This window comes from Streptomyces sp. NPDC001204, assembly GCF_053598035.1.
On sequence record NZ_JBSFJL010000001.1, the window covers coordinates 82,492 to 107,887 of the forward strand.

Sequence of the window (25,396 nt, forward strand, 5' to 3'; positions counted from 1 at the left end):
CACCACACAGTGCGGCTTGGGGGGCTCCCGGAGGAATGTCTGTCCCGGACGGGGACACGAGGCACCTCGCCATGGTGGGGTCGGGTGCAGACTTGAGGTTAACACTACCGGATCCAACAAACATTCCCCCTCTCGAAATCCGGCAACCGCCGGATTTCAGATCTCCCCGCCTGCCGCGAGTGGCAGTACGCAGGCTCCTTGCAGGTCGAGACTCAGCCTGTTGGCGGCCCAGTCGGCGCCCGCCAGTTGCTCCACCTTGTCGGCGGTGCCCGCGTCCGCGAGCGCCATGACGGTGGGTCCGGCGCCGGAGATGACCGCGGGGATGCCGTCCGCCCGCAGCCGCTCCACCAGCGCCGCGCTCTCCGGCATGGCGGGGGCGCGGTACTCCTGGTGGAGGCGGTCCTCGGTGGCCGGCAGCAGCAGCTCGGGGCGCCGGGTGAGGGCCTCGACGAGCAGGGCGGCGCGGCCCGCGTTGACGGCGGCGTCCACGTGCGGCACGGTGCGCGGGAGCAGGCCGCGCGCGGTTTCGGTGAGCACTGGCTTTCCCGGCACGAAAACCACCGGAACGATGGAATCGGAGGGCTCCATCCTGATGGCCCGGGCCGCTCCGGCCTCCATCCAGGACAAGGTGAACCCGCCCAGCAGACAGGCCGCCACGTTGTCCGGGTGGCCCTCGATCTCGGTGGCCAGTTCGAGCAGCGCGGTGTCGTCGAGCCTGGCCTCGGCGCCTATGGTCACGGCGCGGGCCGCGACTATTCCGGCGCAGATGGCGGCGGAGGAGGAGCCGAGACCGCGGCCGTGCGGAATGCGGTTGGCGCAGACGATCTCCAGGCCGCGCGGCTGTCCGCCGAGGACGTCGAAGGCGGTGCGCAGCGAGCGGACGAGCAGGTGCTTCTCGTCCCGCGGCAGCGTCTCGCTGCCCTCGCCGGCGATGTCGATGTGCAGCCCGGAGTCGGCCACCCGGACCACGACGTCGTCGTAGAGCCCCAGCGACAGGCCGAAGGCGTCGAAGCCTGGGCCGAGGTTGGCGCTGGTGGCGGGGACGCGCACCCGGACGGCGGCGGCGCGGAACGCGGGACCGGCCATCGCTCGTTGACTCTCCTTGAGCTGCGTGATGGTCGAATGTCACTCGACAGGAACGGGGAAGACCCTCAGGCCGCGGAGACGACGCGGCACCGCCACCTGCGTGGGCGTGTGCGGCGGTCGGGTTCCCTACAGCCTATCGAAGGAAAGTTCAGTGGCGACATAGGGCGCACGGGAGGCGCACGATGCGTGTCGCAAGCCCCCCGTGCCACCCTCCTCCGAAGTCTCCTGGGACAGACGCCTCCGCACGCCACGCGGTTGCGTAGCTTGCGCGGTGCGCGCGCGTTGCGCCGACCGGGCGAAACGCGGCGGGCGAGCGGCCTGAGCGCCGGACCGACGGGCGCCGTCGGCGGACGGGGGCGTCGGGAGCGTCGACGGCGGGTGCCGCCGACCGGGCCGCGCTCGGGCACCGGACGACGGCGGCCGATCGCCCGGACGTGCGGGGAGCGGCTGAGCCGACGACGACCGAGCGGTGACGGCTTGACCGTCACTGGCCCTCGACCGGCGCCGGCTCGTGCGAGGCCGGCCCGTGCGGAGCCGGACGCGGTCGGTCCGTCGCCGCGCTGGTCGTCGCACTCGTCGTCGCGCTGGTCGTCGCGCTGGTCGTCGACAGTGCGGGCGGTGAGGTCAGGCCAGGCCCAGGCGTTCAGGCCAGGCCCAGGCGTTCGGCCGCCGTGGCCGCGTCGACCGGGACCGTGACCGGCTGAGGGGCGCCGGCGACGGCCCAGTCGGGGTCCTTGAGGCCGTTGCCGGTGACCGTGCACACGATGCGCTGGCCGGGGTCGACCTTGCCCTGCTCGGCCGCCTTCAGCAGTCCGGCCACGGACGCGGCGGACGCCGGCTCGACGAAGACGCCCTCCTGTGCGGCCAACAGCCGGTAGGCGCGCAGGATTTCACGGTCCGTCACCTCGTCGATGGCGCCACCGGACTCGTCGCGCGCGGCCAGGGCGTACGACCAGGAGGCGGGGTTGCCGATACGGATCGCGGTGGCGATGGTCGACGGGTCCTTGACGACCTCGCCGCGCACGATCGGGGCGCTGCCGGAGGCCTGGAAGCCCCACATGCGGGGCGTCTTCGTGGCGACGCCGTCCGCGGCGTACTCGCGGTAGCCCTTCCAGTAGGCGGTGATGTTGCCCGCGTTGCCGACCGGCAGGACGTGGATGTCGGGCGCGTCGCCGAGCATGTCGACGATCTCGAAGGAGGCCGTCTTCTGGCCCTCGATACGCACCGGGTTGACCGAATTGACCAGCGCCACGGGGTAGTTGTCGCTGAGCGCGCGGGCGAGCGTGAGGCAGTCGTCGAAGTTGCCGTCGACCTGGAGGATCTTCGCGCCGTGCACGAGCGCCTGGCCCATCTTGCCGAGCGCGATCTTGCCCTGCGGCACCAGCACCGCGGAGACCATCCCGGCCCGTACGGCGTAGGCGGCCGCGGAGGCGGACGTGTTGCCGGTGGAGGCGCAGATGACGGCCTTCGCGCCCTCCTCCTTGGCCTTGCTGATCGCCATCGTCATACCGCGGTCCTTGAAGGACCCGGTCGGGTTCGCGCCCTCTACCTTGAGGTGGACCTCGCAGCCGGTGCGCTCGGAGAGCACCTGCGCGGGCACGAGGGGCGTACCGCCCTCGCGGAGCGTCACGACCGGCGTGCTGTCGGACACCGGCAGCCTGTCCCGGTACTCCTCGATGATTCCGCGCCACTGGTGGGTCATTGCTGGTTACTCTCCTTCAACCCGCATGATGCTGGCGACACCCCGCACGGTGTCGAGCTTGCGCAGCGCCTCCACGGTCCCGCCGAGGGCGGCGTCGGAAGCACGGTGGGTGACGACGACGAGGGAGGCCTCGCCGTCCTTGCCCTGCTGGCGAACAGTGTCGATGGAAACCCCGTGCTCGGCGAACACAGTGGCGACCTGGGCGAGCACACCCGGTTTGTCGGCGACGTCCAGGCTGATGTGGTAGCGCGTGACGACGTCGCCCATGGGCGACACGGGCAGCGCCGCGTACGCCGACTCGCCGGGCCCGGTGGCCCCGCTGAGCCGGTTGCGGCACACGGCGACGAGGTCGCCGAGCACGGCGGAGGCGGTGGGCGCGCCGCCGGCGCCGGGCCCGTAGAACATGAGCTGCCCGGCCGCGTCGGACTCGACGAACACGGCGTTGTAGGCGCCGCGCACGGAGGCCAGCGGGTGGGTGAGCGGGATCATCGCGGGGTGCACCCGGGCGGTGACGGACCCGCCGTCCTCGGCCCGCTCGCAGATGGCGAGCAGCTTGATGGTGCAGCCCATCTCCTTGGCGGAGACGAAGTCCGCGGCGGTGACCTCGGTCATGCCCTCGCGGTAGACGTCGTCGAGCCGTACACGCGTGTGGAAGGCGATCCCGGCGAGGATCGCGGCCTTGGCGGCGGCGTCGAACCCCTCGACGTCGGCGGTCGGGTCGGCCTCCGCGTACCCGAGAGCGGTGGCCTCGTCGAGGGCCTCCTGGTAGCCGGCCCCCGTGGAGTCCATCTTGTCGAGGATGAAGTTGGTGGTGCCGTTGACGATGCCGAGCACCCGGTTGACCTTGTCCCCCGCGAGGGACTCGCGCAGCGGCCGGATCAGCGGGATGGCGCCGGCGACGGCGGCCTCGTAGTAGAGGTCCCCGTCGTTGGCCTCCGCGGCGGCGTGCAGGGCGGCCCCGTCCTGGGCGAGCAGGGCCTTGTTCGCGGAGACCACGGAGGCGCCGTGATCGAAGGCGGCGGTGATGAGTGTCCGGGCGGGCTCGATCCCGCCGATGACCTCGACCACGACGTCGATGTCGCCGCGTTTGACGAGCGCGGTGGCGTCGGTGGTGACGAGGTCGGCGGGGATGCCCTCGCGCACCTTGTCGGGGCGCCGCACGGCGACCCCGGCGAGCTCCACCGGGGCCCCGATCCTGGCTGTGAGGTCGTCGGCGTGCGTCGTCATGATGCGCGCCACCTCTGAGCCGACAACCCCACAGCCCAGCAGCGCCACCTTCAGCGGACGCGTACGCATCATCCGACCTCGTTTCCTCATACCGTCTACGGTTGGACCAGTCTCACTCACCGGAACGGAGTTTCTGCTATTTGTCCGGATCGTGAGACGTTTATTTCATTTTCGTCGGCCTGGAAAACAGGAGATCTTCCGGCCGCCCCGCGCCGCGGCCACTGTCGGCGTCATCGGAGCCATCAGCGTCACCGGAGTCATCGGGATGACTGGGCTCATCCGACGTCGAGCCGCAGGAGGTCCTCCTCCGTCTCCCGGCGGACGATCACCCGGGCCTCCCCGTCCGCGACGGCGACGACCGGCGGACGCAGCGCGTGGTTGTAGTTGCTGGCCATGGACCGGCAGTACGCACCCGTGGCCGGCACGGCGATGAGGTCACCGGGTGCCAGGTCGGCCGGCAGAAAGGCGTCCTTGACCACGATGTCCCCGCTCTCGCAGTGCTTGCCCACGACCCGGACGAGCATCGGCTCGGCGTCGGAGACCCGGGAGACGAGCGCGACGCTGTACTCGGCGTCGTAGAGCGCGGTGCGGATGTTGTCGGACATGCCGCCGTCCACGGACACGTACGTCCGCAGCCCCTCCAGCGGCTTGATGGTGCCGACCTCGTAGAGCGTGAAGGCGGTGGGTCCGACGACGGCGCGCCCCGGCTCGACGGAGATGCGGGGCGTACGGAGCCGGGCGGCCTCGCACTCACGGGTGACGATCTCGGTCAGCGCCTTGGCGATCTCGTGCGGCTCACGCGGGTCGTCGTTGCTGGTGTACGCGATCCCGAGCCCACCGCCGAGGTCGATCTCCGGCAGCTCGACCCCGTGCTCGTCCCGGATGTCCTTGAGCAGCCGCACCACGCGGTGCGCGGCCACCTCGAACCCGGACATGTCGAAGATCTGCGAGCCGATGTGGGAGTGGATGCCGATGAGTTCGAGCCCGTCGAGCTGGAGGGCCCGCCGTACGGCCTCGGCGGCCTGTCCCCCGGCCAGCGGGATGCCGAACTTCTGGTCCTCGTGCGCGGTGGCGATGAACTCGTGCGTGTGCGCCTCCACGCCGACCGTGATCCGGATCTGCACCCGCTGCCGCTTCCCGAGCGACTGCGCGATGTGGGCGACCCGCACGATCTCCTGGAAGGAGTCGAGCACGATCCGCCCGACCCCGGCCTCGACGGCCCGCTGGATCTCGTACGGGGACTTGTTGTTGCCGTGGAAGGCGATCCGCTCGGCCGGCATTCCGGCGGAGAGCGCGGTGGCGAGTTCGGTGCCGGAGCAGACGTCGAGGTTCAGCCCCTCCTCGTCGAGCCACCTCACGACGGCCCGGGACAGGAACGCCTTCCCGGCGTAGAAGACGTCGGCGTCGTGCCCGAAGGCGTTGCGCCAGGCCCGCGCCCGGGCCCGGAAGTCGGCCTCGTCGAGGACGTAGGCGGGGGTGCCGACCCGTTCGGCGAGGTCGGTGACGGCGATACCGCCGACGGTCACGACACCGTCCTCGCGCCGGTGGACGGTCTGCGCCCAGACCTTGGGGTCGAGGGCGTTGAGGTCGGCGGGCGGGGCGGAGTAGTGGCCCTCGGGCAGGACATCGGCGTGACGGGGCCCGGCGGGATGTGCGGAACGGCTCATGTCAGTGCGGCTCTCTGTGGACTCTCTCAGAGGTGTTCGGGTGCGTCGATGCCGAGCAGGGACAGGCCACCGGCCAGCACCGTCCCGGCGGCTTCGGCAAGGGCGAGCCGGGCGCGGTGGGCGGCCGAGGGTTTCTCCTCCCCGCGCGGCAGCACGGTCGCGAGGAAGGGCAGCACGGCATCGGCAACGCTGACGAGGTGCCGGGCGAGAACGTCGGGAGCGCGGTGGTCCGCGGCGCGGGCGAGCACGCGGGGATGGTCGGCGAGCAGGGGGACCAGCTCGGACGGGACCACGTCGACGGGCCCCGGCTCGGCGCCGAATCCCAGGTCGGCCGCGTTGCGCCCAAGGGCCTGGGTGCGAGCGTGGGCGTACCGGACGCGGAAGAGCGGGTTGCTCTCACGCTGGATGAGATGCCCGTCGTGCTCGTCATCCTCGTCGCCGATACGGGGCCGGTCGTGTCCGGCGGGGTGCAGCAGGGCCCAGCGGGCGGCGTCACGGCCGAGGGGGAGGGGATCGGCGGGGGCGGGGACGGGACGGATGTCGACGCCGGGGAACGCGTCACCGGGGGCGTCGATGCGGACGCCCAGGACCTGTTCCCAGTCGGCCGGGAGAGAACTCGCGCAGCTGACCCTTCCCTCGCCCCCCTGGGACCGGAGGAGCCGCGCCACGACATCCGCGACGACGACGGCACGGACCTCGCGCGGACAGCGCAGCTCGACGGCGGTCCCGGTCGGCCTCGGGGCGTACCCGTACCGCTCCCCGGACCCCCGAATGTCCTCCACCAGCCGGACGAGGGCGGCCTCGGCGTCGGCGTCGCGGAGGCTGATGTTGAGGAACCCGGGCCCGGTGACGGTGACGTCGTCGATGCCGTCGAGGCCGAGCAGATGGCCCCGCAGCACCTGGGCGACGTGCGGCGCGGGCTGTCCGGCGGGCCGGGCGAGCTGGAGGGCGATGTTGGTGGCGTAGTCACCGCAACCGCCGGGCCGGGGCGGCGCGACCACGACCCGCTCGGGCACGCCGACGCTCAGCTCCCCCACGTCGACAGCGCGACGGACCGCGCTCAGCACGGTACGGGAGAGCTCCACGGGGGTCACGGGACAAGCGTAGGGGAGGAGGGGGGTGGGTATGCGAACTCATTTGGGCGCGGTATCGCCATGTGGACGGAAAGGGCCGGAATCCGCGGAGTCGCTGAGTCGCGGAGCTGTGGAGCTGTGGAGCTGTGGAGCTGTGGAGCTGTGGAGCTGTGGAGCTGTGGAGCGCCTGAGTCTCGGCCTGCCGGCCTGGGCGAGGACGTCGATCAGTTGAGGCAGCCGAGGCATCTCAGGCAACGGCGAACGCCCCCGCCCACTTGCTGACACCCATGAACCGATTCAGCCGCTGCTACGCCCGGCGGGCTCGGCCTCCCCGGCCCCACGGGCTCCACCCTCGATCAACCGCCGCACGACCCGCACGAGTTCCGCGGGCTCGAAGGGCTTGGCGAGAAAGGCGTCGACGCCGACATCGAGCCCGGCCTCGACCTCGTACTGCGAACAGGCGCTGACGATGGCGAGCGGAAGATCACGGGTGAGCGGATCGGCCCGCAGCCTGCCCGCGGTCCGCAGCCCGTCCAGTCGCGGCATGACGACATCGAGCGTGACGACATCGGGCTGTACCCGATGCACGACATCCAGACACTCGGCACCATCGGCCGCGGTCACGACCTCGAGCCCCTCAAGCTCAAGATTGACCCTGATCAGCTGCCGGATGACCTTGTTGTCGTCCACAACAAGCACCCGGCCCGAAGCGGCTGGCACCACTCGAGAGTAGGTCCGCACCAGCCACCGCGTCCGGCTTTTCCCCACTTCCACCCCGTCCGGGGGACCCACCCCCACGGCCCCACCGGAAAACGTTCATGACCACCCTCCCGGAACTGGTAGTGTTCTACCCGTCGCCGCGCAGACAACGCGCCCGACCCGCCCCCGTAGCTCAGGGGATAGAGCAACGGCCTCCGGAGCCGTGTGCGCAGGTTCGAATCCTGCCGGGGGCACCCTGTATGAGGTGCCCAAAGACCCCGTCACCAGCGGAAACGCTGAGGCCGGGGTCTTCGCGTATGTGCAGCCGTATGCCGCCCGAAGCGGCCGTATGTCGGGGGCGGTGGACGAGGCGTGGACGGGATCTTGGAGCGTTGCCGCAGGTGAGTCGCGCTTTCCGCAGTTCTCAGGTTTGGTCCGACAGTCACCCGCCAGACGGGAGCCTGACGTGTCCGTGTCCGAGGCGTGCGCTTGGATGAGCGGGTGACCGTTCATGACGTTGCTCGGCAACTGCCCGAGATAGCCGTCCTCCGTGAGCACTGCCGCTCCCTGGCCATCCTGGAGGCAGTCCTGAGCCCTGAGTGGGAGGACCGCTACTACTCCTTCGACGACCACTGGTCCGAGAAGGAGTCGATGGCCTCGATGCGTGACGGATCGGGCAACGAGTACTCGATCGTTTTCTCGCCCGCTGGCGCCTACGTCCGGGGATTCGATCACGAATCGCCTATGAGTCCCTATGCAGAGGACGGGCCATGGCCCGGAGTGCTCGATGGGGTTCCTGAGGTCTTCCGGCCGTGTGTTGAAGAGCCGGCGTTCTCGGACGAGGACGGGATGCCTGTGGTCACTGCGTGTATGTGGCGAGAGATGGGCGACGACGGCTGGAAAGCAGGGGCGATCGACTTCCCTGACGAGGAACCGGAAGATCCAGACGGCGCCGGGTACCTCTTCCAACTGTTGGTGGATCGTTCGCCGGAAGCGTTCCAACGGTGGGCCGAGGACTACTACGAGATCCCGGTCGACCTGGAGGCCGTTCGTCACGTCTTCTCTTCGCGTCCTCTGACCGAAGAAGTGGTCCGCGCGTTGAACTCAGAGATCGTCCTGGCAGACCTCGCAGAAGACCTTGCGGAGATCGGCTATTCGATGAGCTGAGCCGTAGAGCAACGACGAGGCCCCTGGACGCGATGCCAGGGGCCTCAGAGGCGGGCAGGGGTGTCTACTCGTACTCGCGAAGCAGGTCCTCGATACGCCGGTTGGCGACGTCCTGCCGTCCGTCGAGGCACTTCGCGTAGCGGGTCAGCAGGACCTCAACACTGTTGCCGGCGCGTTCGGCCACCTCAGTGGGATCGACTCCGGCGTTGAGCCACGTCGACAGCGCCGAGTGCCGAAGGTCGTACGGTCGACTCGCGAGCGGCGAGGCCGCGACGGCCAGCGGGAGCGCCAGGAGCCGAGCCTCCTGCCACACGCGGTAGTAAGTCGAGGACGGGACGACCGAGCCCTTCTCACTGAAGAAGAGCCGCCCGTCTTCCGCCGTGCCGAACGTGGCGAGGTGCTCCCGCAGCATTACGACAAGCTGGGGTGGAATGGGCACGCGCCGAACATCCTCAGTCGGCCGATTCTTGAGTCCGCGGTCGTCGTGGGTCTCCCCCGAGTTGGTCCACTGCTTGCCGACCGAGGGACGAGTCCGGTGGAGCAGCGCTGAGCCCCAGCCCTGCTCGGGGAGCACGAGATCAGTCTCCACCAGGCCGACGGCCTCTGCAGGACGGAGGCCACCGAAGTACATCGCCGCGAACAGTCCGACGAGACGCCGGCCGCGAGCACGCCGGTAGCCGCCCACGTAGGACACTGCTGCCAAGAGATTGCGGGCCTGCTCCGGGTTGGCAACAACGCGCGGATCGACTTGGTTCGAGACCTTGGGCTTCTGCCAGCGAACCGCCGTGATCGGGTTCTCACGCAGCTCCCCCAGGTCGACCGCATAGTTCGCAGCGTTGACGAGGGTCCGCCGCTTCCGCCGCACGGTCTCAGCGGCTGCCGCGGTGCCGTCGAGCTTCAGCTTCAACCCGTCGAGCACCGAACGGGCCGTTGCCGGTTCAGCGAGATCCGCGAGCGGTCGGGAAGCCTTTGCCACCCAGTGCAGAACGTTCTGGACGTTATCCGGGACCTCCCGATCGTTCGGCCCTGGCAGCACGAAGGCCCAGTTACGGAGTGCCTTGCGGATCTCCTCATCCGACGGCCGTCCTGCGCGCTCCACGAGCAGTTCCATGGTCACGCTGGTAAGAGATTCGTTGATGCCGTCTCGCGTGTTGGGCGCAGCATGGGGCCACTTCATCGCGAGGTACTTGAGGGCGAAGTCGTACCAAGACAAGGGCGACTTCTTCTGTTCCATCGAGGCCGGAAGACCAGTTTCCGTGTCGAACTCTTCGCCGTCCCGCATGGCATACATGAGCTTCGCTCGGTAGTGATCAGCGAGCGCCTTGGTGCGGAACGAGTCCGAGAAGACGTTGCTCGCGACGGACCAGCGGACGCCGTACGAGGGCGTTTTGGTGTCCCTCTTGCGTACGCCCCAGACCTTGACGTCGAGAGACTTCATGCAGCCGCCTCCAACTGCCGGAGCCACGAGGTGAAATCGCTGCGCCAGACCCGAAGCTCACCGTTGGGAAGCTTGAATGCATCTGGCCCCTGTCCCAACTCACGCCAGCGGTAGAACGTCCGTCGTGAGACACCGCCCAGCTCGTCCAAGACTTGGCGAACAGTCATCAGCTCGTCGCGGCGGGCGTCCATGTCGGTTCTCCTTCCGTTCCGGGGGCGGGTTCGAGGGATGCGGCGAGCCAGGCTTCGGCGCGGGACAGGCCGGTACCGGCGAAGGCCCAGTGCGCGAGGACGAGCGTGGTTTCGCCGTCCTGCGGGAGGGGCGGAGCCGCTTGGGTCCGGCGCCAGTCGGCGCGAGCGTCGCGGAGGGCGCCGAGGGTGGTCGAGTAGCGGCGGGACTTTGTGGAGAAGTGGCCGCGGAAGCCGAGCATGTGGGCCCAGGCTCGCAGGCGGAGGTCTGCCAGCTCGGGCCGGGCACCCAGGGTCCAGACGGTGCGGATCATGCGCCGGGCGTGTTCGGTGATCCGTGCTTGGGCCAGCTCGGCGAGGAACTTGATCGGCCGGTCTAAGGTGCCCGTCGCGGTCTCGGCGCCCTTGGTGGCGTACTTGGCGATGTACGCCGCTACGGCCCGCTCGGTCAGCTCCTGGCCGCCGTCGAAGTCAGCGGAGCGAATCGTACGGACGTCGAGCTGACGGCCGAAGACGAAAGAGTGTGCCCGTTCGTCGATCACCGGCCCGTCGACTCGCGCTGTGGTCGCAGCTGTCCTAATGGCATCGGTCAGCAACTCGGCCGTGGCCCAGGCGGGAGGGGCGCAGTCGCCGCCGTCCGGGCCGTCGAGGCGGATCACGGCATGGAAATGGACGGCGCCCCGCTTCTGGTACTCGGCCACCTTCGCGAAGGAGACCCGGGCGTGTTCCCGGAACGCCCGCTGGGTGAGGCCGGCCCGCTTGGCGACCTCCCGGCGAAGGTAGATCGAGAACCGCCGCCACAGCGCCCCCGCGTGCGCGTTCCACAGCACGGCCGCTTCGTAGTCGTAGGACTCCGGGTCGAGGGAAGTCCCCAGGACGGCGTCACCTTCCTCGTGCCGGACGCCGCAGCCGCAGTTCCGCCCGCCGGAGGGGCGGTTGTGGACCGGGCCGAAGCCGGGGGCGGTGAAGGTAGCGAAGACGCGCGGATGCGTGGCGACCCGTTCGGAGGTGCCCTTGCCACCGCGGAGTCCGGCGGTGATCAGGTGGTAGGTGTCGCGGCGGTAGGTCTCGGCGCAGGCCGCGCACCGGGTGGCGCGGCGGTTGTTGCAGCGGACGAGGAGCTGGCCGGCGGGGAGGGTCGAGGAGTCCAGGTGGTGCAGGACGCGGCCGATCTCGCCGGTCGCGTGGTCCACCGCGTGTTCGGTGCGGTGGCCGTCGAGGCGTACGGGGCGGGTGCAGCCGCCCAGGCCGGACAGTTGGCGGGCCAGCTCGGGCATGGTGCCGAGGGAGGCCAGCATGGAGAGTTCCGCCAGCGGGGGTGGGGTCTGCCGGGTGATGATGGGAGTTCCTTTCGGCTGTTGCGACGGTTGGGAAGGACGGCCCCGGGGCGGCGGGATGCTTGGCGGCGTGTTGCCGCCCCGGCGGCCGGTCAGCGCTTGTTCGCGCTGCTGACGAGGGAGCGCAGGACCACGGCGGCGATGGCCACGGACACGGCCGAGACGGCGACCGCCGCCAGGAGCGCGGTGAGCACGATTCCGACGACGACCACGGCGGCGACCGCGCCGACACCGACGCCCACGTACGGGGCGACCGGGCGGCCGGCCGAGGGGGCCGGAGCCTGCGTCTGCTGAGGCGTGACGCTTGTCGTCGGCAGAGTCGGGATGTCGGGCAGCTTGGGGCGGAGCACGGCGGACCTCCTTGTCACTCGTGGGTGCCGTTGACGACGCCGACCCCGGAACGGGTGCCGGACTCGATGGCGGGGGCGAGGAAGGTGTGCGAGAGCCAGAAGCCGAACAGCGCGATCACGACGGCGACCCAGAGCCGAACGCCGAGGAACTTGATCGCGGCCCAGGCGATGACGCCCAGGACGAAGACGAGCGGCAGCGAGACGGTCACGGGAGCTCCCTCAACGGACGGCGCAGCGGTGGGTACGAGCGGCCAGCTCGGCGGCAGCGCGGCTGTCGTAGTCCGTGGCGAAGCCGCAGCGCGGAGCCGTGCAGGCGGCGGTGTGCTTCTCGCGGCCCCGGCCGTCGTAGTAGGTGGCGACCTGGACGGGGCCGATGCGTGCGACGTTGCGGAAGCGGCGGTTGGTGGTCATCAGCGGATCTCCTTCGGGTCTTCGCCGGTGAAGTCGGTGACGTGGTCGGCCAGCCAGCGCAAGATCTCGTCGCCCTCGTAGCTGTCGGCGGCGAGGATCACGGGCTCGGCGATGAGCACGGCTTCGGTGAGGCGGTTCTGTCGGGTCAGCTCGGCGGCGCGTTTGAGCGCGCGGAGCGTGGACGGGCGCACGGTGGAAGGTCCTCCGGTCAGGCGAGTTGGGCGGCGATGGCTTCGGCCAGCGGCAGCGGGACGCCGAGCCGGGCGCGAAGGGTCGAGGTGTCGATGGGCGTTCCGGTCCGGGCGCGGTGTTCGTCGGCAACCTTGCGCGCGAGCGTGACGAGCGCCGGCGGAACCGGGGTCGTGGAGAGCGGAGCTGCTTCGGGCTCCGCAGCGGGCAACTCGGGTGCAGAGGCGGGCACTTCGAGCGCCGTGGGTTCCGGGGCCGACTCACGCTCCGTCGTTGGGGCATCCGCGGTTGCTCCGTGGGCGAGCAGCGTCCCGCCGAGGAAGGCGACCGCGGGCCATCCGGCGACGAGGATGCGCAGCCAGGCCGGTACGGCGCCCAGGTCGAGGAGCCCGGCCGTGGCGACGTTGGCGCCGAGCGAGGCGGTCAGTGCGACGAGGAACCAGCACCATCCGGCCGCTTTCGCGCCGCCGGAGCGGAGTCGCCGCCAGGCCGCCACGAGCAGCAGGTCTACGGAGACCGGGTATGCCCATGCCTTCCATCCGTGCTGTCCGGCAGCCGAGGCCAGGTCGTGCAGGTGGGCGAAGGACAGCGCGGCGGCGATCAGCGCTTGGACGAGTACGGCGTCGAGGCGGACAGGCAGGGCACGCACGGCGTGACTCCTTCCGGTTCCAGGCATGGAGGGGGTAGGGACTTGGCACGGGGCGGCCGCGCCGACCGTGGGCGGGTGCGCTTACTCGGTGACCGGGCGAGCCGTGGCCACGGGCCCGGATGTCTCAACCGGCATCGGCGGGACGTACGGCCGGAAGGGCTTGAGCGCCGGTACGTCGGGGGCGAGGTCCGCCGTCGCGCGGCAGGTGGCGGCAGCGTCGGCGAGAGAGAGGGAAGGGGTACGAATACGGGACCAGCCGCCGGAGGTGTCGCCGACGACGGCTAGGCCGGGCAGCTCGGGGGCGATGGCGCAGGCCGCGAAGACGGCCTCAGGGGCGATGTCGCCGAGCGCCATCTTGGCCGAGGCTTCGTCGTTCACGCGGTGGCAGACGCGGCCGGTGAGCTGAGCGCGGAGCATGGTCGCGCCCTTGCCCAGCTCGGCGCCGAAGCGCTGCCCGCAGACTTCGAGGTAGATGCCGGCGGCCCGGCCGAGTTGGGCGAGGCGGATGAGCTGGGTGACCATCTCGTCCCGCCGTTCCTCCTCCTTCCGTGTGGCGACGAGGAAGAGTTCGGCCACCTCGTCGATGAAGAGCACGATCGGAGCGGGACGTTCGTCCGCTGGCAGTCCCCAGATGTCTGAGGTGATCAGCTCTTCCGGGGTGCCGGGCGCGATGTCCTGCCGGGCCTTGATCAGGTCGTATCGGTCCTCCATTTCCTTGACCAGCGCGGGGAGCAGCTCGGCCGCTTGGTCCGGGTCGGTGGCCAGGGCGGAGAGCCGGGGTGCGAAGGGCGCCAGCTCGACCCCGCGCTTGCAGTCGATGCCGACCAGGACGACCGGCTGAGCGGCAAGCCCGGTCAGCAGGTTCCGCAGGTACATGGACTTGCCCGAGAGCGTGGCGCCGAGCACCAACTCATGCGGAACGGTCCGGTAGTCCCGTACGAACGCGGTTGCGTCTTCCCGTAATGCCGCCGGGACCTGAAGCGGGCCGCCGTTGAGCCGACGGGGCATCCGCACTTTTCGCAGCACGTCGAAGCCGACGAGCTGCAGTTCGACGACGCCGGGCTTGATGTCCCGCACGTGGACGGCGTGGACGCCCCAGGCGTGCCGGAGGCGTTCCGCGGAGGCCGCCACGTCCGCCGGCTCCTGGCCCGGAGCCAGCCGCAGCCGCATGCGCAGGCCGGTCGTGGTGGGCCGGATGATGCCCCGCCGAGGAGGCACCGGCCGGACCTCACGGCGGGTAGTCGCCCGGACGGCCAGGGCCCGCCACCGGGACGGCTCCACGGTCAGGCCGCAGGCGTCCATGGTCGAGGAGTACGAGGCCAGCAGCCGGGCCACCGAGAGCGGCAGCCCGACCGTGGACCAGTACGCCGCCGGGTAGGCGTGCCGGGCGTAGGCGGCGCCGCCAATCGCAGCGAGCGAACCGCCCAGCTCGGCCAACGTCACCAGGTCCGTCACGGCGATCAGCCCGCCTGAGCCATCAGGAAGGCACCCGGGGCAACGGCGGTCGCCCGGTAGGCGATGCCGTGCCGCTCCTTGCCGTTGAACACGCTCTCCCAGGGCCGCGCCACCAGACCCGGAAGCGAGACCGGAGCACCGACCGTCAGGCCCTCGGTCACTCCGCTTTCCGGAACGGTGACCTGGATCAGCGACGACTCGCCCTCGTCGATGTAGACGACGCCGACGGTCATCAGTGCCTCACCGGTCACCGCATCCTTGGCGATCTCGCAGGTCTGCCGGTCGCGCACCTTCGGCGCCGGAGCCTCGGTGAGCAGGATTGTGGCGGTTGAGGCGTCAACGCGGATCACACGCACAGGGATTACTCCTTCTGAGAGTCGACCAACCCGTCGACCTGACAAGTTGACTTAGCAAGTTCGAACCTAGGGATGCCAGGTTGACTTGTCAAGTAGCTATCGGGGGAGTCTCGCCCGAAGGGCGGCGTCAGCTCAGACGGTAGGTGTCTTCGAGTTCCTGCCGGTCAGCCGGAAGGAGCACGTCAGAGACCTGCAAGGATCGGCCGGAGGCGTCACAGGCGACGACCAGGACGCTCAGCACGGGAACGCCGTCCGGCAGATCCAGCAGCTCGGCCTCACGCGCCTCGGGCAGCCGAGCCGACACGCGCTCGACCACGTGATCGAAGCGGACTTTCTTCCGCGCTTCGAGGTGTTCGCGGGAACTCCCGCTCAAAGGTTCGTCGGACCCCAGCTCAGTGCCCTCGACCAGGCCGGCGGGGAAGTACGACGAGACCAACTCGACAGCTTCGCCGTCCTCTTCGACCAGGAAGCGACGCATGAGGACTTCGGCCCTCTTCGGCAGGCCAAGCTCCGAGGCGACCCGAGCCGGGACAGGCACGTGCCTGACTTCGACCAGGCGGCCCGCACTCTGCGACTCGTCTCGCTCCAGCGCCTCACGCCCCCGCCGGTCCTTCTGCTCGACGACTTCCGGGCGACCCCGGACGATCGTGCCGTACCCCTGCCGGGACTCAAGCCAACCGTCCCGCTTCAACAACTCAAGGGCCCGCACGACGGTCGGGCGAGACATCCCGAAGGCCTGCACCAGCTGATTCTCACTCGGTACACGGGTGCCGGGCGCATACGTGCCGTCCTCGATGCGACGCTGAAGCGTCTGCGCGAGGCGCACGTACTTCGGTGGCTCCACTTCATACGCCATGAACGCCGCCTGTCGAGATTGGCCAAGTCAACTGGTCAACCAGACTAGCGGCAGTTTTAGCGTGGCAATAGAAGAGGTGGGCTATCCCATCACGCCGGCCAGGCATCAGCGACCACGAAGGAGACGACCGTCCCGCCGAGGTGGCTGGGCCCGGAATGCCAGGAGTCGGCGATGGAGTCGACCAGAAGCAGCCCCCGCCCGTGAGCGTCGTTCGCTTCCGGGTGCCGCAGCCGTACATTCGCCGGGAAACCCGGGTTGTGCACCTCGACGCGGAGCGAGGCTCCCTCGCGAACCACTCGACCCGCACCAGCCAGGGGTCGTCCGACTTCCCGTAGCGGATGGCGTTGGTCACCAGTTCCGAGATCATCAGCGTGCAGTCGTCGATCGAGCAGGCCGGGCTGTACGGAGCGATGAACTTCCGGAACCAGCGCCGGGCCCGGGGCACGGACTCAGGCTCCGGATGCAAGATCATCGCACCGAGCCGCGGTGAGTCCTGACAGGGGTAACGGTCGATCGTGTAGGCCATGCGTGCTCACTCCTTGCCGCTGCCGTCGCAGTCGAGGCAGCGCCGCTTCGACGTGGCACGGCTGCGGTCATTGGCCGTGAAGAGCGCCAGCGCCGTTCGGGAGCCGACGCGCTTCCATCCACGCCCCCGACACCCCCGGCAAGCTAACCGCGCGCCCTGCTCCGGCCGCCGACTCGTCACGTCGTGCCCCCTTCTCATCCAAGTGGCCTTAGCCACTTTGTGGATAGTGGCATTGGCCACTTCGGGAGCGCAAGCGATTCGCCGTAACTGGCGCGCCGTCAGGTGAGCGGGTAGCCCTGCTCGAACGCCCAGCGGTGCGGCGGGTAGGTGGCTTCGGCGAACTCCAACGGACGATCCTGGAGGTCGAAGACGACGTGATGGACGATAAGGACCGCAGATCCCGGCTCCAACCGCAGGTCGGCCGTCTCCTCGTCCGTGGCGGCCCGGGCGCACATGCGGTCTTCCGCGTAGCTGCCTTGACGCCCCGTCATCGTCTCGACGTACATGAGCGTCCCCTCCTGGATCCGCTCGGGATCCGTGAGCTTGGGCGCACGCTGGCCGACGTCCGGAGCGAACCACGAAGTGGACAGCGTGATCGGACCGTCCTGATTGCTCGTCACGCGCCGGCGGTGCACGGCTCGACGATCCTTCACCAGGCCCAAGGCCTCAGCGACGTAGTCCGGCGCCTCCAGCCAACCGGCCGACGTGATCACCGCGTACTCGCCGGACGTGTAGATCTTCCCGGTCTGCCGAGCCCGCCCGTACAACTCCCGTGCGCGCCGGTTCACTTCGAGGCTGCGCACGTACGTTCCGGAGCCCTGGCGCTTCTCGACCAGGCCCTGATGGCTCAGCGCTTCCAGTGACCGCGCGGCCGTGGGCCGGGACACCTTCCAGTCCGCGGCGAGCTGCCGTTCCGAGGGAACCTCGTCCCCCGGCCGCAGGTCGCCCCGAAGAATCTGATCACGGATGTAGTGCGCGATCTGGAGATACTTCGGCTGAGCCTCTTCGATCTGAGGCATCTCCCCTCCTTGTCCAAGTGGCTATGGCCTTTTGCCACTATAGGGTGAGTGGCCAACCTGTGAACCCGTAGTCTGATCGCATGACGCGGTTGATCGTCGCAGCAGGAGGAGGGGGCGATGCAGTCGCCGCCGCTATGCTTCACGCCGCCCTCTACGGCGACGAGGACCAGGCGGTGATCCTCACGTACGCCTGGGACCGCCTCCTGGTCGACCCTCTTCCGGGCCCCCGGCGGCCCGCCGACTTCACCGGCCTCGAACGCCTCACCCCGGCCGTCTGGGCAGTGCCGGCGCAGGCCCGCCCGATTGCGTCCGCAGGCTCCACACTCCCCCGACTCGCAGCAGAGCTCCCGCACACCTTCGCCCTGCTCGACCCCTACCAGGGAGCAGAAGGCCTCACCCACCAACTCGAAGACCTCGTGAGCCACTTGGAGCCCGAGTCGATCGATCTCCTGGACGTAGGCGGAGACATCCTCGCGCGGGGCGACGAGCCGACACTGAAAAGTCCACTCGCCGACGCCCTCACTCTGGCAGCGTGCTGCCAAGTGTACGCGCCTGTCCGACTCCTCGTTGCGGGTCCGGGCCTGGATGGCGAGCTTCTGCCAGAAGATTTGGCCACCGCGCTGGGCCCCGTAATCCACACCTTCACCGCGAGCGACGCGGGTGTGATCAGCCCAGTTCTGGAGTGGCACCCATCCGAAGCAACCGCGCTCCTCGTGGCGACGGCCCGAGGCGTGCGAGGCACGTGCGAGATCCGAGACGCAGGACTCCCCGTGTCGCTCACGGACGAGAGCCCAACGGTGCACGAGGTCGACCTGGACGACGCCATCAGCCGCAACCAACTGGCCCGAGCCATCATGGCGACCGCGCATCTGGACGAGGCCGAGGCCTACAGCCGCGAGATCTGCGGCTACTCGGAGATCGACTACGAGCGCAACAAGGCTCTATGGCTCAAGGAGCAGCAGCCCACCAAGCTGAACCCGGCCGCGGTCTGGGCCCAGCTCGACCAGTTCGAGAGTGAAGCCCGCGCCCGCGGGATCACCCACACGACGTTTCGCCGCATCACCGAGGCCCTGAACTTCAGCGGCTCGCAACGCGACGACTTGCGGCAGCTCCTCATCAACAGCCGGCCGGAGCAGTACGACGCGCCACTCTGGCGCATCCCAGATGCAACCTGAGTAACAACTTTCTTCACGGGTTCAAGGCGGCTCGCTCCGCTCCCCGCGCGCGGCCCGACCCCCGGCCGGGCCTGCGCTCCTGTCTCCGCCCCGCTCCAGCCCGGCCGGCGCCCGTGCCGCGCACTAGGCGTTCAGTCACCTGATGCCAGAGAAGGGGTACGTCGTGGCTGGGCCGGTCGGCTCCACGGCTTTAGCCACCTCCCCGGTCCGGGTCCCTCGTCGAGCAAGACCAGGGGGCCACTCGTGCACATTGCGGTCAGGCCCAAAGCCTGCCCGAGTTGCCAACCAGCGTACGGCCCCCTGGTCATGCTCGACCCCAGACCGGGCAGGACACCGGCCAAACCCGTTCCGCCTTAAGTAGGCTTACCCACGACGCAACTGTGGCAGCATCAGGTCTGGTGGGTATGGCCTGTCGCGACAGACAGGGGGACTGCAGTGTCAGATGTCGGACAACAAATGATGACAGTGGTTCGGGAAATAGACTCAGCGCTTCGAGGGCCTGGGAACTCCCGTACGACCGCCGACCAGGGCACCGCGCACGGGGTAGATCTTTCACTTCTGACCCTGCTCGCATCAGAACCGTTCGGCCCTCACTTGGTCCTCGAAAGGTTGATCGCAGATGCACATCAGGATTGAAGCCGAAACCCGCCGCGGCCTCCGAATCATTGGCGAAATTCCCAGCATTCCACTCTGCCGCATTGAGGGCTACAACGGCATCGGCAAAACAAACGCCATTAAGCTCCTCAGGTTGTGCACGGGAGACCAGCCCTTTGCAGGAAACGATCACTCTTGGAAGACCTTCCGGAACCAGCTGAAGAGCGCGCGTGTTTCAGTTACCGACCTGCACGGGGCGCAAAAATTGGAGTGGGTACTCGATCCAAGTCGCTGGCCTCAAATTGCCGAACCCCTGGGCGATCTAATCGGAGAGATTAGAATCGACGGGCGATCCGCTCGACCACGCAACATCTCGCCACTTCTCAGCGTGCACCATGTCGTGGCGGCCGATACGCCCGTAAGCGTCCTATCTGAAAGACTTAGCACTGCACAGAAGCGAATCCAGGAGTGGGACGCCGAGGTCGGAAGGCTGCGCCAAGAAGAGGTAGAGCTCGCACTAGGGGACCTGCAGAACAGGATCACTGATTGCGCACCATCACAGTTGTCACGCGAGCTCACGATTACAGCCGAGGCCGAAAAGGTAGCGACCAGTCTGGCTAATCAGCTGAAATCTGCGCGTGAACGTATCAAGCGACTAGATAGAGCCGTAGAGATCTCCGCGCAGCTCACGCAAGTTCGAGGGCGCGGACCTGAAATGGACCAGAAGATTGAGGAACTAGCGGCGCACCTTGCGGACCTCGATAAACAGCGCCAAAAGCTCGACACTCAAATAAAAAATGCAAGCGCCCAAAAGCATCAGAACGAGAAGGCCGAAAACGAGTTCGAGAACGCTCAAAAGTATCTAATTCGCCGAGACAAGGCGCTTCGAACTATACAAAGCCACCTCCAAAATCTTGCAGCAGTTGTCGGATTGGAGCCGTCTGAAGATGCTCTCGCGGCAGCTCGTCGTGACACCAGCCAGCATCTGAATAGACTGCTAGAGCAGCAGCCTCGCGTTAACGCCACTCCAATGCTGTTGAGTCTGCTCAACAGCTTGACTTCCAGCTTGGAATCCGCAGAACAAGAGGAACATCTAGGCAACGCCATCCTGATTGCTTCTAGTCAGGGTGACTCTGATTGGACTGTTACCGCTTTGAGGGAAGCGCTTCAGCATCGCGAGGCTGTCCTCCGCGAAGACGCCCCTTCAGCTGACGCCGAACAGTTGACGCAGGAGATCGAGGCAACGCGAGGCCGGCTTGGAGCAATCGCACAAACAGAAGCTGCGTTGAGAGACCTGGAAGCGGCCCAAACAGCCCTCGAAAAGGCCGAAGGCCGCCTGCTCAAGGCGACGAAGGGGCTGCCTGAGCAAACAGCGCGAAACCTTGAAGACCTGATGTCAAACCGCGCGACACTGGACCAAGAGGCTCGTGCTGTTCAAGCAGATCACGCCAGGCTTACTCATGCCCGAGAACTACTCGGTGGTGGAAAGACCGAGGCTGCCCTGGCAGCGGAGTTGGTGCAGCTATGCCGCGAAGCCAACGTAGAGGCTGCGCGCCTTAGAAAGCATCGCGAGAAAGAGCAGGCCGACTTGGAGGAGCTGACTCGCCGAGAAGCCCAAGCCTCCCAGCAAGCCACTCTTGCTCACCGCACTTCCGAGAACCGCATTTCCAGGGTGACAGCGACTGCGCGCCTCCTGAATCAGGAGCCTGAGCTTTCTTGGCTAAGGAGGGCAATCCCGAAGATTTCCTCCCTGCCCGGGCTCAACGTTGCTGATCAAGCGCAAGTACTGACAGAGGTGGCCTCTGCAATCGACAAGGCTCGCGACTCCCTGGCATCCACCTATTCATCACTCCGCGGCATGGAGACAGCACTCGGGCGACTGGGGTCGCGTATTCGCCAACACGGCGGGGAAACAGGCACCGAGACTGCGTCCGATAGGGCAGCCAAGCGCTGGCTAGCGGATGAGGTTCGCCAGTGGTTCGAGAGCGAAGTCGTAAGAGCGGCACTGTTCAACGGAGGCACGAACGTCGAGTTGGATCCCGACAGCTTGCAGCTTTCATGGACAGCTACGGACGGGCAGACTAACGAACGCCCACTCGCGGCATTCTCCAGTGGAGAGCAAGCGTTCGCCTACACGCAGGCACAGGTAGCTCCTCTTGACAGAGATGATAACGCCGCCTCAAACCGACTCATCGCCCTCGATGAGTTCGGCTCATTCATTGACGCCAAAAACATGTCAGCCCTAGCCTCATACCTTCGGGGGCGACAGGCACAAGCACCCCACGATCAAGTCCTAGTGATCCTTCCGCTTGAAATTTCTCCGGCGATAGCGTCATCAAACGGGACTACGAACGAGCGAGTTAACGCGCTGCGGCAGCGCGGATACTTCGCAGAGGCCTTTCAACTATGAGTACGATGGTGCAACGAGTGTTCGGGGTTCCCGCCATCTTGACGGGCGACGAGTGCGTGGCGTTGATTCGCGACCTCACTCAGCTCTGGCACCTTTCGTATGGCAGGGCGCCGGGCGTATTGGAAGCCGACCTAGCCATGTGCAAACGCTTCTTCGATCCTGTTTCACGTGGACATTCCTTGCGTGACCGATTGGGCAAGCTTCCACCCACCCCAGCTGACTTGTTGCGTCGCGCCAACCAGTACGGGGAGCCGCTGGTAACTCAAGTGGGCGACAATGTATCGCTGGTGGGTATCGAGGCTCGACTCATGCTGGAGCTATTGCAGGAGCAGTACGCCGGCGATGACCACCTGGTGCTGACGCTGGCTGACGTGGCATCAGTAGAACGCCGAGCTATGGAACTCTACAGGGCATGGTCAATGGCGCGGCTGAACCAGGTAGTCGCCCTCAGACGAGGGCAAGGAAGCGAGGTGATGCAAGCGATCGCTGTGGGGGTCGTAATCGCGCTTCTCGTCAACAGGTCGGATACCGAGGATAGAGCCGTAGTCAGGTGGCATCACTCGACAGCGGATGGTCAACAGGTGGACAGCGCTATTTTCGCGGGAGCTGAGGCCTTCGCTGCTGAAGTGTCTCGGAATCGAAGTAGTCGAGCTTCCGGAGAACAACGCCTAAAAGGCGGTTACGCCCTCAGTGAAGCGCGTCGGCGTTTGGCTGACCAACTCGTCGTAACTCCCAACGGCAAAGATGGCGGTGAGCTCCTGTACATTCCCGCTCGGCATAGGCAGGAAGTTATCGCATTTCTTGGTCGAGATCTCGCTAGGCGCCCGAGACTTACGCAGGCTGCCCTTGCCTCAGCGTTTGATTCGCTGGTGGGCGCCTATCGCGGTGCCGCTGGCCAGCTAGCTCATCGCGGCATGGTCTTTGAGCGCTCTACGGACACTCGCTCCCTTAAAGAAGAGCTACTTCGAGAGTTCGCAACGGCGCAGCGTTCATCAATTTGAGATGCTGTGCCCTAATTGGAGAGGCCGGCGTTCTTCCTTGAAGGCTTACAAGGTCTGCTTCCAAGGAAGACGCCGAAGTCTTTCAATCACGGCGGAGCAGCACCAATCGTTCCGCGAGTTGCACATTATGTCGGGTCGCATTGGTTGCCCACCGCTGCCCACGGTGACGAAGAATTACATCCTTCTCTAGAGTGAAACCTTGACGCATTCCCAGTTTTGCAATCAAGCCGGGCGTGTCAACGTAGACCCCATATGGCGCGCTGTCACCAACTAGCAAGACCGCGGGGGCTCCCGTGACCAGCACTGTGGCAAGATTTTCCAGAATGCGCGCGATCGCTACAAAGTAGTCGGGAACTACGCGGTCATACTCTTTACCCCTCGATCGATTTCCTCTTTCCTTTCGCAGTCGATCTGCAATTTCGCTGATTTCAGTCCCGACCGTTCCGTACGACTGCAAAAGGGTTCTGGCATCGCTTGCAGCACCAACACTGCTCTGCTGAGTGGTAGCAGTCAGCATGTCGGAACGTACCTCGGCGCACATTTGCGACCAGCTGGTAACGTCACCCCAGAAGTACAGTTCCAGCCGTGTCGCGTCAGCGTAATCGAAGTTGTTTAGGTACGGCGGCGAGGTGACACACCCATGCGCAGTGCCTTTCCCCAGTTCACTCCAGTTCTCAGCCTCACGGGAGTCGCCCTGCCTGACTCGGCATGCCGGCGAGGAAAAATAGTTGGTCTCAAACTCCCGGATATCCTCGACCATCCACGCGACACGCTGAAGGAAACGAGACACGGGGTCGGCGAATGTAGGCTTCCGTTGACTTCCGGGTCTCTGATATGGCCAGCCGACACGAACTGAGGCGACATCTCTTAGAGTCGCTAGCAGTGCCCATTTCAAATGCAAGTGCCACTCATGCTCTTGTAGCGCTCGAATCGAATCGCGCAAGCTCACCAAAGTGGCGAGCGTTTCGGGATCAAAGCTGCGGAGTGTCAGTTCGGCTTCGCCGCTGATGTCGATGCGCGCCCTCGTCGTTGTAGCTTCTTGCGTGAGCTCGCGGGCAGCCACGAGAAGCGCGTTCGGATCCTCGGAGGTGCGGTCGAGTTTCAGAGCTGCAAGCTCAGCTATGAGTGGATGAGCCTCAACTCCATAGAACGCATGACCAGCTCGCCTAGCCGCGGTGCCTGCAACCCCTGATCCGGTGAAAGGATCAACTACAAGACCGGCGGTGGGCAGCCGCAACTGGCGTAGGAGCACGGAGACATAGTCGGAGGCGAAGCCCGCTGGGTAGCGAAACCATCGGTCAAACGGCTCACTTCGACTCGTGCCGTGCCGGCGTCCTCGTCCTGAGCTAGGCTCCTGCACTGGTGACTCTTCCTGGAGGACCGCGCCTTCCGGCGTCGGCCTGTGGTTATCGCTCGTCAACACTCGCCCATTGCACCACGGTGACGACCCTCACCACCACGGTGATGCGGGATCGGGTTCAGCTGGCGCCAAGGATGGTGGCTAGCACGACACTGCGCGCTCGCCAACCAGGCTCTCTGTAGTACTCCACGATGTCCTGCCGCGCGCCCAAGACCGGTGCGAGCGCACGGTCAGCTGGCGCCTGGAGGTCGCCCAACCATTCTAGAGTGCGTCTGCGTTGGTCTTGATCCTGCCAGTGGACGTCCGCAGCGAAGAAGTCTGGCGCGAGATCTTGGGCGTGTCCAAGGTTGTTGTCATCCACCAACGCCTGGAGGACCGTATGCAGGAAGGCCAACGGCGTACTTACGTACTCCCTATCTCGATCGCCCCAGGAGCCGGCAACAAGGTGCCTTGCCAGAACGCTTGCCAACAAAGCGGCCCGCTCGGGGTCGGAGTGACACCAAGTACGCGTCGGCCCTGTAAGTATCTGCGCAAAGTAATCGAAGTATAGGCTAGCGTCATCTTGATGAGCGTCAACCAGCCGGACTAGCGCCTCTAGGCTTCCCTCCTGTCCGAGCACGATTCCTTCCACTAGTCTGCTGGCCTTCGTTAGCACTGGCTCATCACGGTCGTTAAGAACCGTCTGCACCATGTCCCGCAACTCAGACATGGTTTGTGTTCTCATTGAGGCCTCTTGCCGCGTGCATGCGTTGACAAAAAGCCGCCAATGCAGGAATTCGCCGTCAGGAAGCAGCCGAACTCCGCTTGCAGGAGGGGTCCCGGTGAGGTACCAAGCAGCAACACGTCCGAGGCTGTACACATCCGCTGCCGACGTGGCTTTGCGAGGGTCCACACTCAACTCAGGGGCGTCGTAGCCTGGCGTGCCCATCCCCTGGCCGGTACGGGTAAGAACCCGGGAAGCTTCCTCAGGCGGACGACGGACCATGCCCCAATCCGCGACCACCCACCGGTATCGCGCACCGCTGTCACCCGAGAGGGCGAGGATGTTTGGCGGAGAGATGTCGCGATGAACCAGTCCGAGTTGATGAGCCACTTCCAAGGCTTCGCCGATAGCAAGGAGGATAGACGCCAGCTCCTCTTCATCCGGCCCTTGACGAAGGTCTTTGAGACTGCCGACCGCACGAGGCATCGTGTACCACGTGAAGCCTGGATCATGATCCAGGATCGGCATGATGTTGGGGTGGGCTAGCCGCTTCTGATCCTGAATCTCACGTTTGATCCTGTCCTGAGCGTCCTGGCGATTGTAGGCGCGTTTGAGCGCTACCTCTTCACCCGTTTCTTTGTGCACGGCAGGGAATACCTGGGCATAGCTTCCGTGCCCCAGTGTTCGAGCGCCGAGACGATACCGCTCCTGTGCCTTGATGCTGTCGGACACACCCGCCATGACGACCCATCCCCCCT

General features: G+C 66.8%; 24 protein-coding genes, 1 tRNA gene and 1 pseudogene. 5 read left to right on the top strand and 21 right to left on the bottom strand.

Going from position 1 to position 25,396, the window contains the following annotated elements; translation table 11 throughout:
- Positions 1-156: 156 nt before the first annotated feature.
- The 6 genes from thrB to ACWC91_RS00395 all read right to left on the bottom strand — a co-directional run bounded on the left by thrB (position 157) and on the right by ACWC91_RS00395 (position 7,523).
- On the bottom strand, positions 157-1,086 hold the full coding sequence (gene thrB, locus ACWC91_RS00370) for a homoserine kinase (RefSeq protein WP_401780334.1): 930 nt from the start codon (positions 1,084-1,086) through the stop codon (positions 157-159).
- Between the two features lie 643 nt (positions 1,087-1,729).
- Complete coding sequence (gene thrC / locus ACWC91_RS00375) at positions 1,730-2,788, bottom strand: threonine synthase (protein WP_225075577.1); 1,059 nt, start codon at positions 2,786-2,788, stop codon at positions 1,730-1,732.
- 6 nt (positions 2,789-2,794) lie between these two features.
- On the bottom strand, positions 2,795-4,087 hold the full coding sequence (locus ACWC91_RS00380; protein ID WP_450640752.1) for a homoserine dehydrogenase: 1,293 nt from the start codon (positions 4,085-4,087) through the stop codon (positions 2,795-2,797).
- A gap of 203 nt (positions 4,088-4,290) precedes the next feature.
- Positions 4,291-5,682, bottom strand: a complete 1,392-nt coding sequence (lysA, locus tag ACWC91_RS00385; RefSeq protein WP_376504963.1) for a diaminopimelate decarboxylase — start codon at positions 5,680-5,682, stop codon at positions 4,291-4,293.
- Positions 5,683-5,708: 26 nt separating this feature from the next.
- A complete protein-coding gene (gene nrtL / locus ACWC91_RS00390) occupies positions 5,709-6,776 on the bottom strand; it encodes an ArgS-related anticodon-binding protein NrtL (protein WP_450640754.1) in 1,068 nt (355 codons plus the stop codon).
- 276 nt (positions 6,777-7,052) lie between these two features.
- Complete coding sequence (locus ACWC91_RS00395) at positions 7,053-7,523, bottom strand: response regulator (protein WP_450640813.1); 471 nt, start codon at positions 7,521-7,523, stop codon at positions 7,053-7,055.
- Positions 7,524-7,636: 113 nt separating this feature from the next.
- Here ACWC91_RS00395 and ACWC91_RS00400 point away from each other — a divergent pair.
- Positions 7,637-7,708: transfer RNA gene (locus ACWC91_RS00400), tRNA-Arg, on the top strand.
- A 247-nt stretch (positions 7,709-7,955) separates the two neighbouring features.
- Positions 7,956-8,621 (top strand): hypothetical protein, encoded by a 666-nt coding sequence (locus ACWC91_RS00405; protein ID WP_450640756.1) that lies wholly within the window; start codon positions 7,956-7,958, stop codon positions 8,619-8,621.
- Between the two features lie 64 nt (positions 8,622-8,685).
- Here ACWC91_RS00405 and ACWC91_RS00410 read toward each other — a convergent pair whose 3' ends face one another.
- The 13 genes and pseudogenes from ACWC91_RS00410 to ACWC91_RS00470 form a co-directional block, all read right to left on the bottom strand.
- Entirely contained in the window at positions 8,686-10,059 is a 1,374-nt protein-coding gene (locus ACWC91_RS00410) for a tyrosine-type recombinase/integrase (protein WP_450640758.1), read from the bottom strand.
- Positions 10,056-10,250, bottom strand: coding sequence for a helix-turn-helix transcriptional regulator (locus tag ACWC91_RS00415; RefSeq protein ID WP_365775187.1), 195 nt, complete (start codon positions 10,248-10,250; stop codon positions 10,056-10,058). The genes ACWC91_RS00410 and ACWC91_RS00415 overlap by 4 nt, the downstream gene beginning before the upstream one ends.
- Positions 10,226-11,545, bottom strand: coding sequence for a replication initiator (locus tag ACWC91_RS00420; RefSeq protein WP_450640759.1), 1,320 nt, complete (start codon positions 11,543-11,545; stop codon positions 10,226-10,228). The genes ACWC91_RS00415 and ACWC91_RS00420 overlap by 25 nt, the downstream gene beginning before the upstream one ends.
- A gap of 131 nt (positions 11,546-11,676) precedes the next feature.
- On the bottom strand, positions 11,677-11,934 hold the full coding sequence (locus ACWC91_RS00425) for a SpdD protein (protein WP_450640761.1): 258 nt from the start codon (positions 11,932-11,934) through the stop codon (positions 11,677-11,679).
- 14 nt (positions 11,935-11,948) lie between these two features.
- Positions 11,949-12,143, bottom strand: coding sequence for a hypothetical protein (locus ACWC91_RS00430; protein ID WP_100568067.1), 195 nt, complete (start codon positions 12,141-12,143; stop codon positions 11,949-11,951).
- Positions 12,144-12,153: 10 nt separating this feature from the next.
- Positions 12,154-12,345 (bottom strand): mobile element transfer protein, encoded by a 192-nt coding sequence (locus tag ACWC91_RS00435; RefSeq protein ID WP_402591649.1) that lies wholly within the window; start codon positions 12,343-12,345, stop codon positions 12,154-12,156.
- Positions 12,345-12,536 (bottom strand): hypothetical protein, encoded by a 192-nt coding sequence (locus ACWC91_RS00440; protein WP_450640762.1) that lies wholly within the window; start codon positions 12,534-12,536, stop codon positions 12,345-12,347. The genes ACWC91_RS00435 and ACWC91_RS00440 overlap by 1 nt, the downstream gene beginning before the upstream one ends.
- Positions 12,537-12,553: 17 nt before the next feature.
- The gene (locus ACWC91_RS00445; RefSeq protein WP_450640763.1) at positions 12,554-13,183 is read right to left on the bottom strand and encodes a DUF2637 domain-containing protein; all 630 of its coding nucleotides are present in this window, start codon (positions 13,181-13,183) and stop codon (positions 12,554-12,556) included.
- Positions 13,184-13,264: 81 nt separating this feature from the next.
- Complete coding sequence (locus ACWC91_RS00450) at positions 13,265-14,638, bottom strand: FtsK/SpoIIIE domain-containing protein (protein WP_450640765.1); 1,374 nt, start codon at positions 14,636-14,638, stop codon at positions 13,265-13,267.
- 5 nt (positions 14,639-14,643) lie between these two features.
- On the bottom strand, positions 14,644-14,994 hold the full coding sequence (locus ACWC91_RS00455; protein WP_450640767.1) for an SCO3933 family regulatory protein: 351 nt from the start codon (positions 14,992-14,994) through the stop codon (positions 14,644-14,646).
- Positions 14,995-15,121: 127 nt separating this feature from the next.
- Positions 15,122-15,850, bottom strand: coding sequence for a GntR family transcriptional regulator (locus tag ACWC91_RS00460; protein WP_450640769.1), 729 nt, complete (start codon positions 15,848-15,850; stop codon positions 15,122-15,124).
- An 89-nt stretch (positions 15,851-15,939) separates the two neighbouring features.
- Positions 15,940-16,376, bottom strand: a pseudogene (locus ACWC91_RS00465) (ATP-binding protein).
- Positions 16,377-16,654: 278 nt separating this feature from the next.
- Positions 16,655-17,395: a GntR family transcriptional regulator gene (locus ACWC91_RS00470; protein ID WP_376654679.1), complete on the bottom strand. Its 741-nt coding sequence runs from the start codon at positions 17,393-17,395 to the stop codon at positions 16,655-16,657.
- A gap of 80 nt (positions 17,396-17,475) precedes the next feature.
- Here ACWC91_RS00470 and ACWC91_RS00475 point away from each other — a divergent pair, with 80 nt between their 5' ends.
- The 3 genes from ACWC91_RS00475 (at position 17,476) to ACWC91_RS00485 (ending at position 22,575) form a co-directional block, all read left to right on the top strand.
- A complete protein-coding gene (locus ACWC91_RS00475; RefSeq protein ID WP_450640771.1) occupies positions 17,476-18,570 on the top strand; it encodes a DUF1152 domain-containing protein in 1,095 nt (364 codons plus the stop codon).
- Between the two features lie 619 nt (positions 18,571-19,189).
- Positions 19,190-21,574: a hypothetical protein gene (locus ACWC91_RS00480; protein ID WP_450640773.1), complete on the top strand. Its 2,385-nt coding sequence runs from the start codon at positions 19,190-19,192 to the stop codon at positions 21,572-21,574.
- A 5-nt stretch (positions 21,575-21,579) separates the two neighbouring features.
- Entirely contained in the window at positions 21,580-22,575 is a 996-nt protein-coding gene (locus ACWC91_RS00485) for a hypothetical protein (protein ID WP_450640775.1), read from the top strand.
- Positions 22,576-22,657: 82 nt separating this feature from the next.
- Here the strand turns inward: ACWC91_RS00485 and ACWC91_RS00490 are convergent, their stop codons facing one another.
- A complete protein-coding gene (locus tag ACWC91_RS00490) occupies positions 22,658-23,827 on the bottom strand; it encodes a hypothetical protein (RefSeq protein ID WP_450640776.1) in 1,170 nt (389 codons plus the stop codon).
- A gap of 226 nt (positions 23,828-24,053) precedes the next feature.
- On the bottom strand, positions 24,054-25,370 hold the full coding sequence (locus ACWC91_RS00495) for a protein kinase domain-containing protein (protein WP_450640778.1): 1,317 nt from the start codon (positions 25,368-25,370) through the stop codon (positions 24,054-24,056).
- Positions 25,371-25,396: the final 26 nt, after the last annotated feature.

What these genes read in the sequence shown, in the direction of transcription:
- thrB (WP_401780334.1), bottom strand. Translation starts at nt 1,086, where the DNA reads ATGGCCGGTCCCGCGTTCCGCGCCGCCGCCGTCCGGGTGCGCGTCCCC.
- thrC (WP_225075577.1), bottom strand. Translation starts at nt 2,788, where the DNA reads ATGACCCACCAGTGGCGCGGAATCATCGAGGAGTACCGGGACAGGCTG.
- ACWC91_RS00380 (WP_450640752.1), bottom strand. Translation starts at nt 4,087, where the DNA reads ATGATGCGTACGCGTCCGCTGAAGGTGGCGCTGCTGGGCTGTGGGGTT.
- lysA (WP_376504963.1), bottom strand. Translation starts at nt 5,682, where the DNA reads ATGAGCCGTTCCGCACATCCCGCCGGGCCCCGTCACGCCGATGTCCTG.
- ACWC91_RS00410 (WP_450640758.1), bottom strand. Translation starts at nt 10,059, where the DNA reads ATGAAGTCTCTCGACGTCAAGGTCTGGGGCGTACGCAAGAGGGACACC.
- ACWC91_RS00415 (WP_365775187.1), bottom strand. Translation starts at nt 10,250, where the DNA reads ATGGACGCCCGCCGCGACGAGCTGATGACTGTTCGCCAAGTCTTGGAC.
- ACWC91_RS00420 (WP_450640759.1), bottom strand. Translation starts at nt 11,545, where the DNA reads ATGCTGGCCTCCCTCGGCACCATGCCCGAGCTGGCCCGCCAACTGTCC.
- ACWC91_RS00435 (WP_402591649.1), bottom strand. Translation starts at nt 12,345, where the DNA reads ATGACCACCAACCGCCGCTTCCGCAACGTCGCACGCATCGGCCCCGTC.
- ACWC91_RS00460 (WP_450640769.1), bottom strand. Translation starts at nt 15,850, where the DNA reads ATGGCGTATGAAGTGGAGCCACCGAAGTACGTGCGCCTCGCGCAGACG.
- ACWC91_RS00470 (WP_376654679.1), bottom strand. Translation starts at nt 17,395, where the DNA reads ATGCCTCAGATCGAAGAGGCTCAGCCGAAGTATCTCCAGATCGCGCAC.
- ACWC91_RS00475 (WP_450640771.1), top strand. Translation starts at nt 17,476, where the DNA reads ATGACGCGGTTGATCGTCGCAGCAGGAGGAGGGGGCGATGCAGTCGCC.
- ACWC91_RS00480 (WP_450640773.1), top strand. Translation starts at nt 19,190, where the DNA reads ATGCACATCAGGATTGAAGCCGAAACCCGCCGCGGCCTCCGAATCATT.
- ACWC91_RS00485 (WP_450640775.1), top strand. Translation starts at nt 21,580, where the DNA reads ATGGTGCAACGAGTGTTCGGGGTTCCCGCCATCTTGACGGGCGACGAG.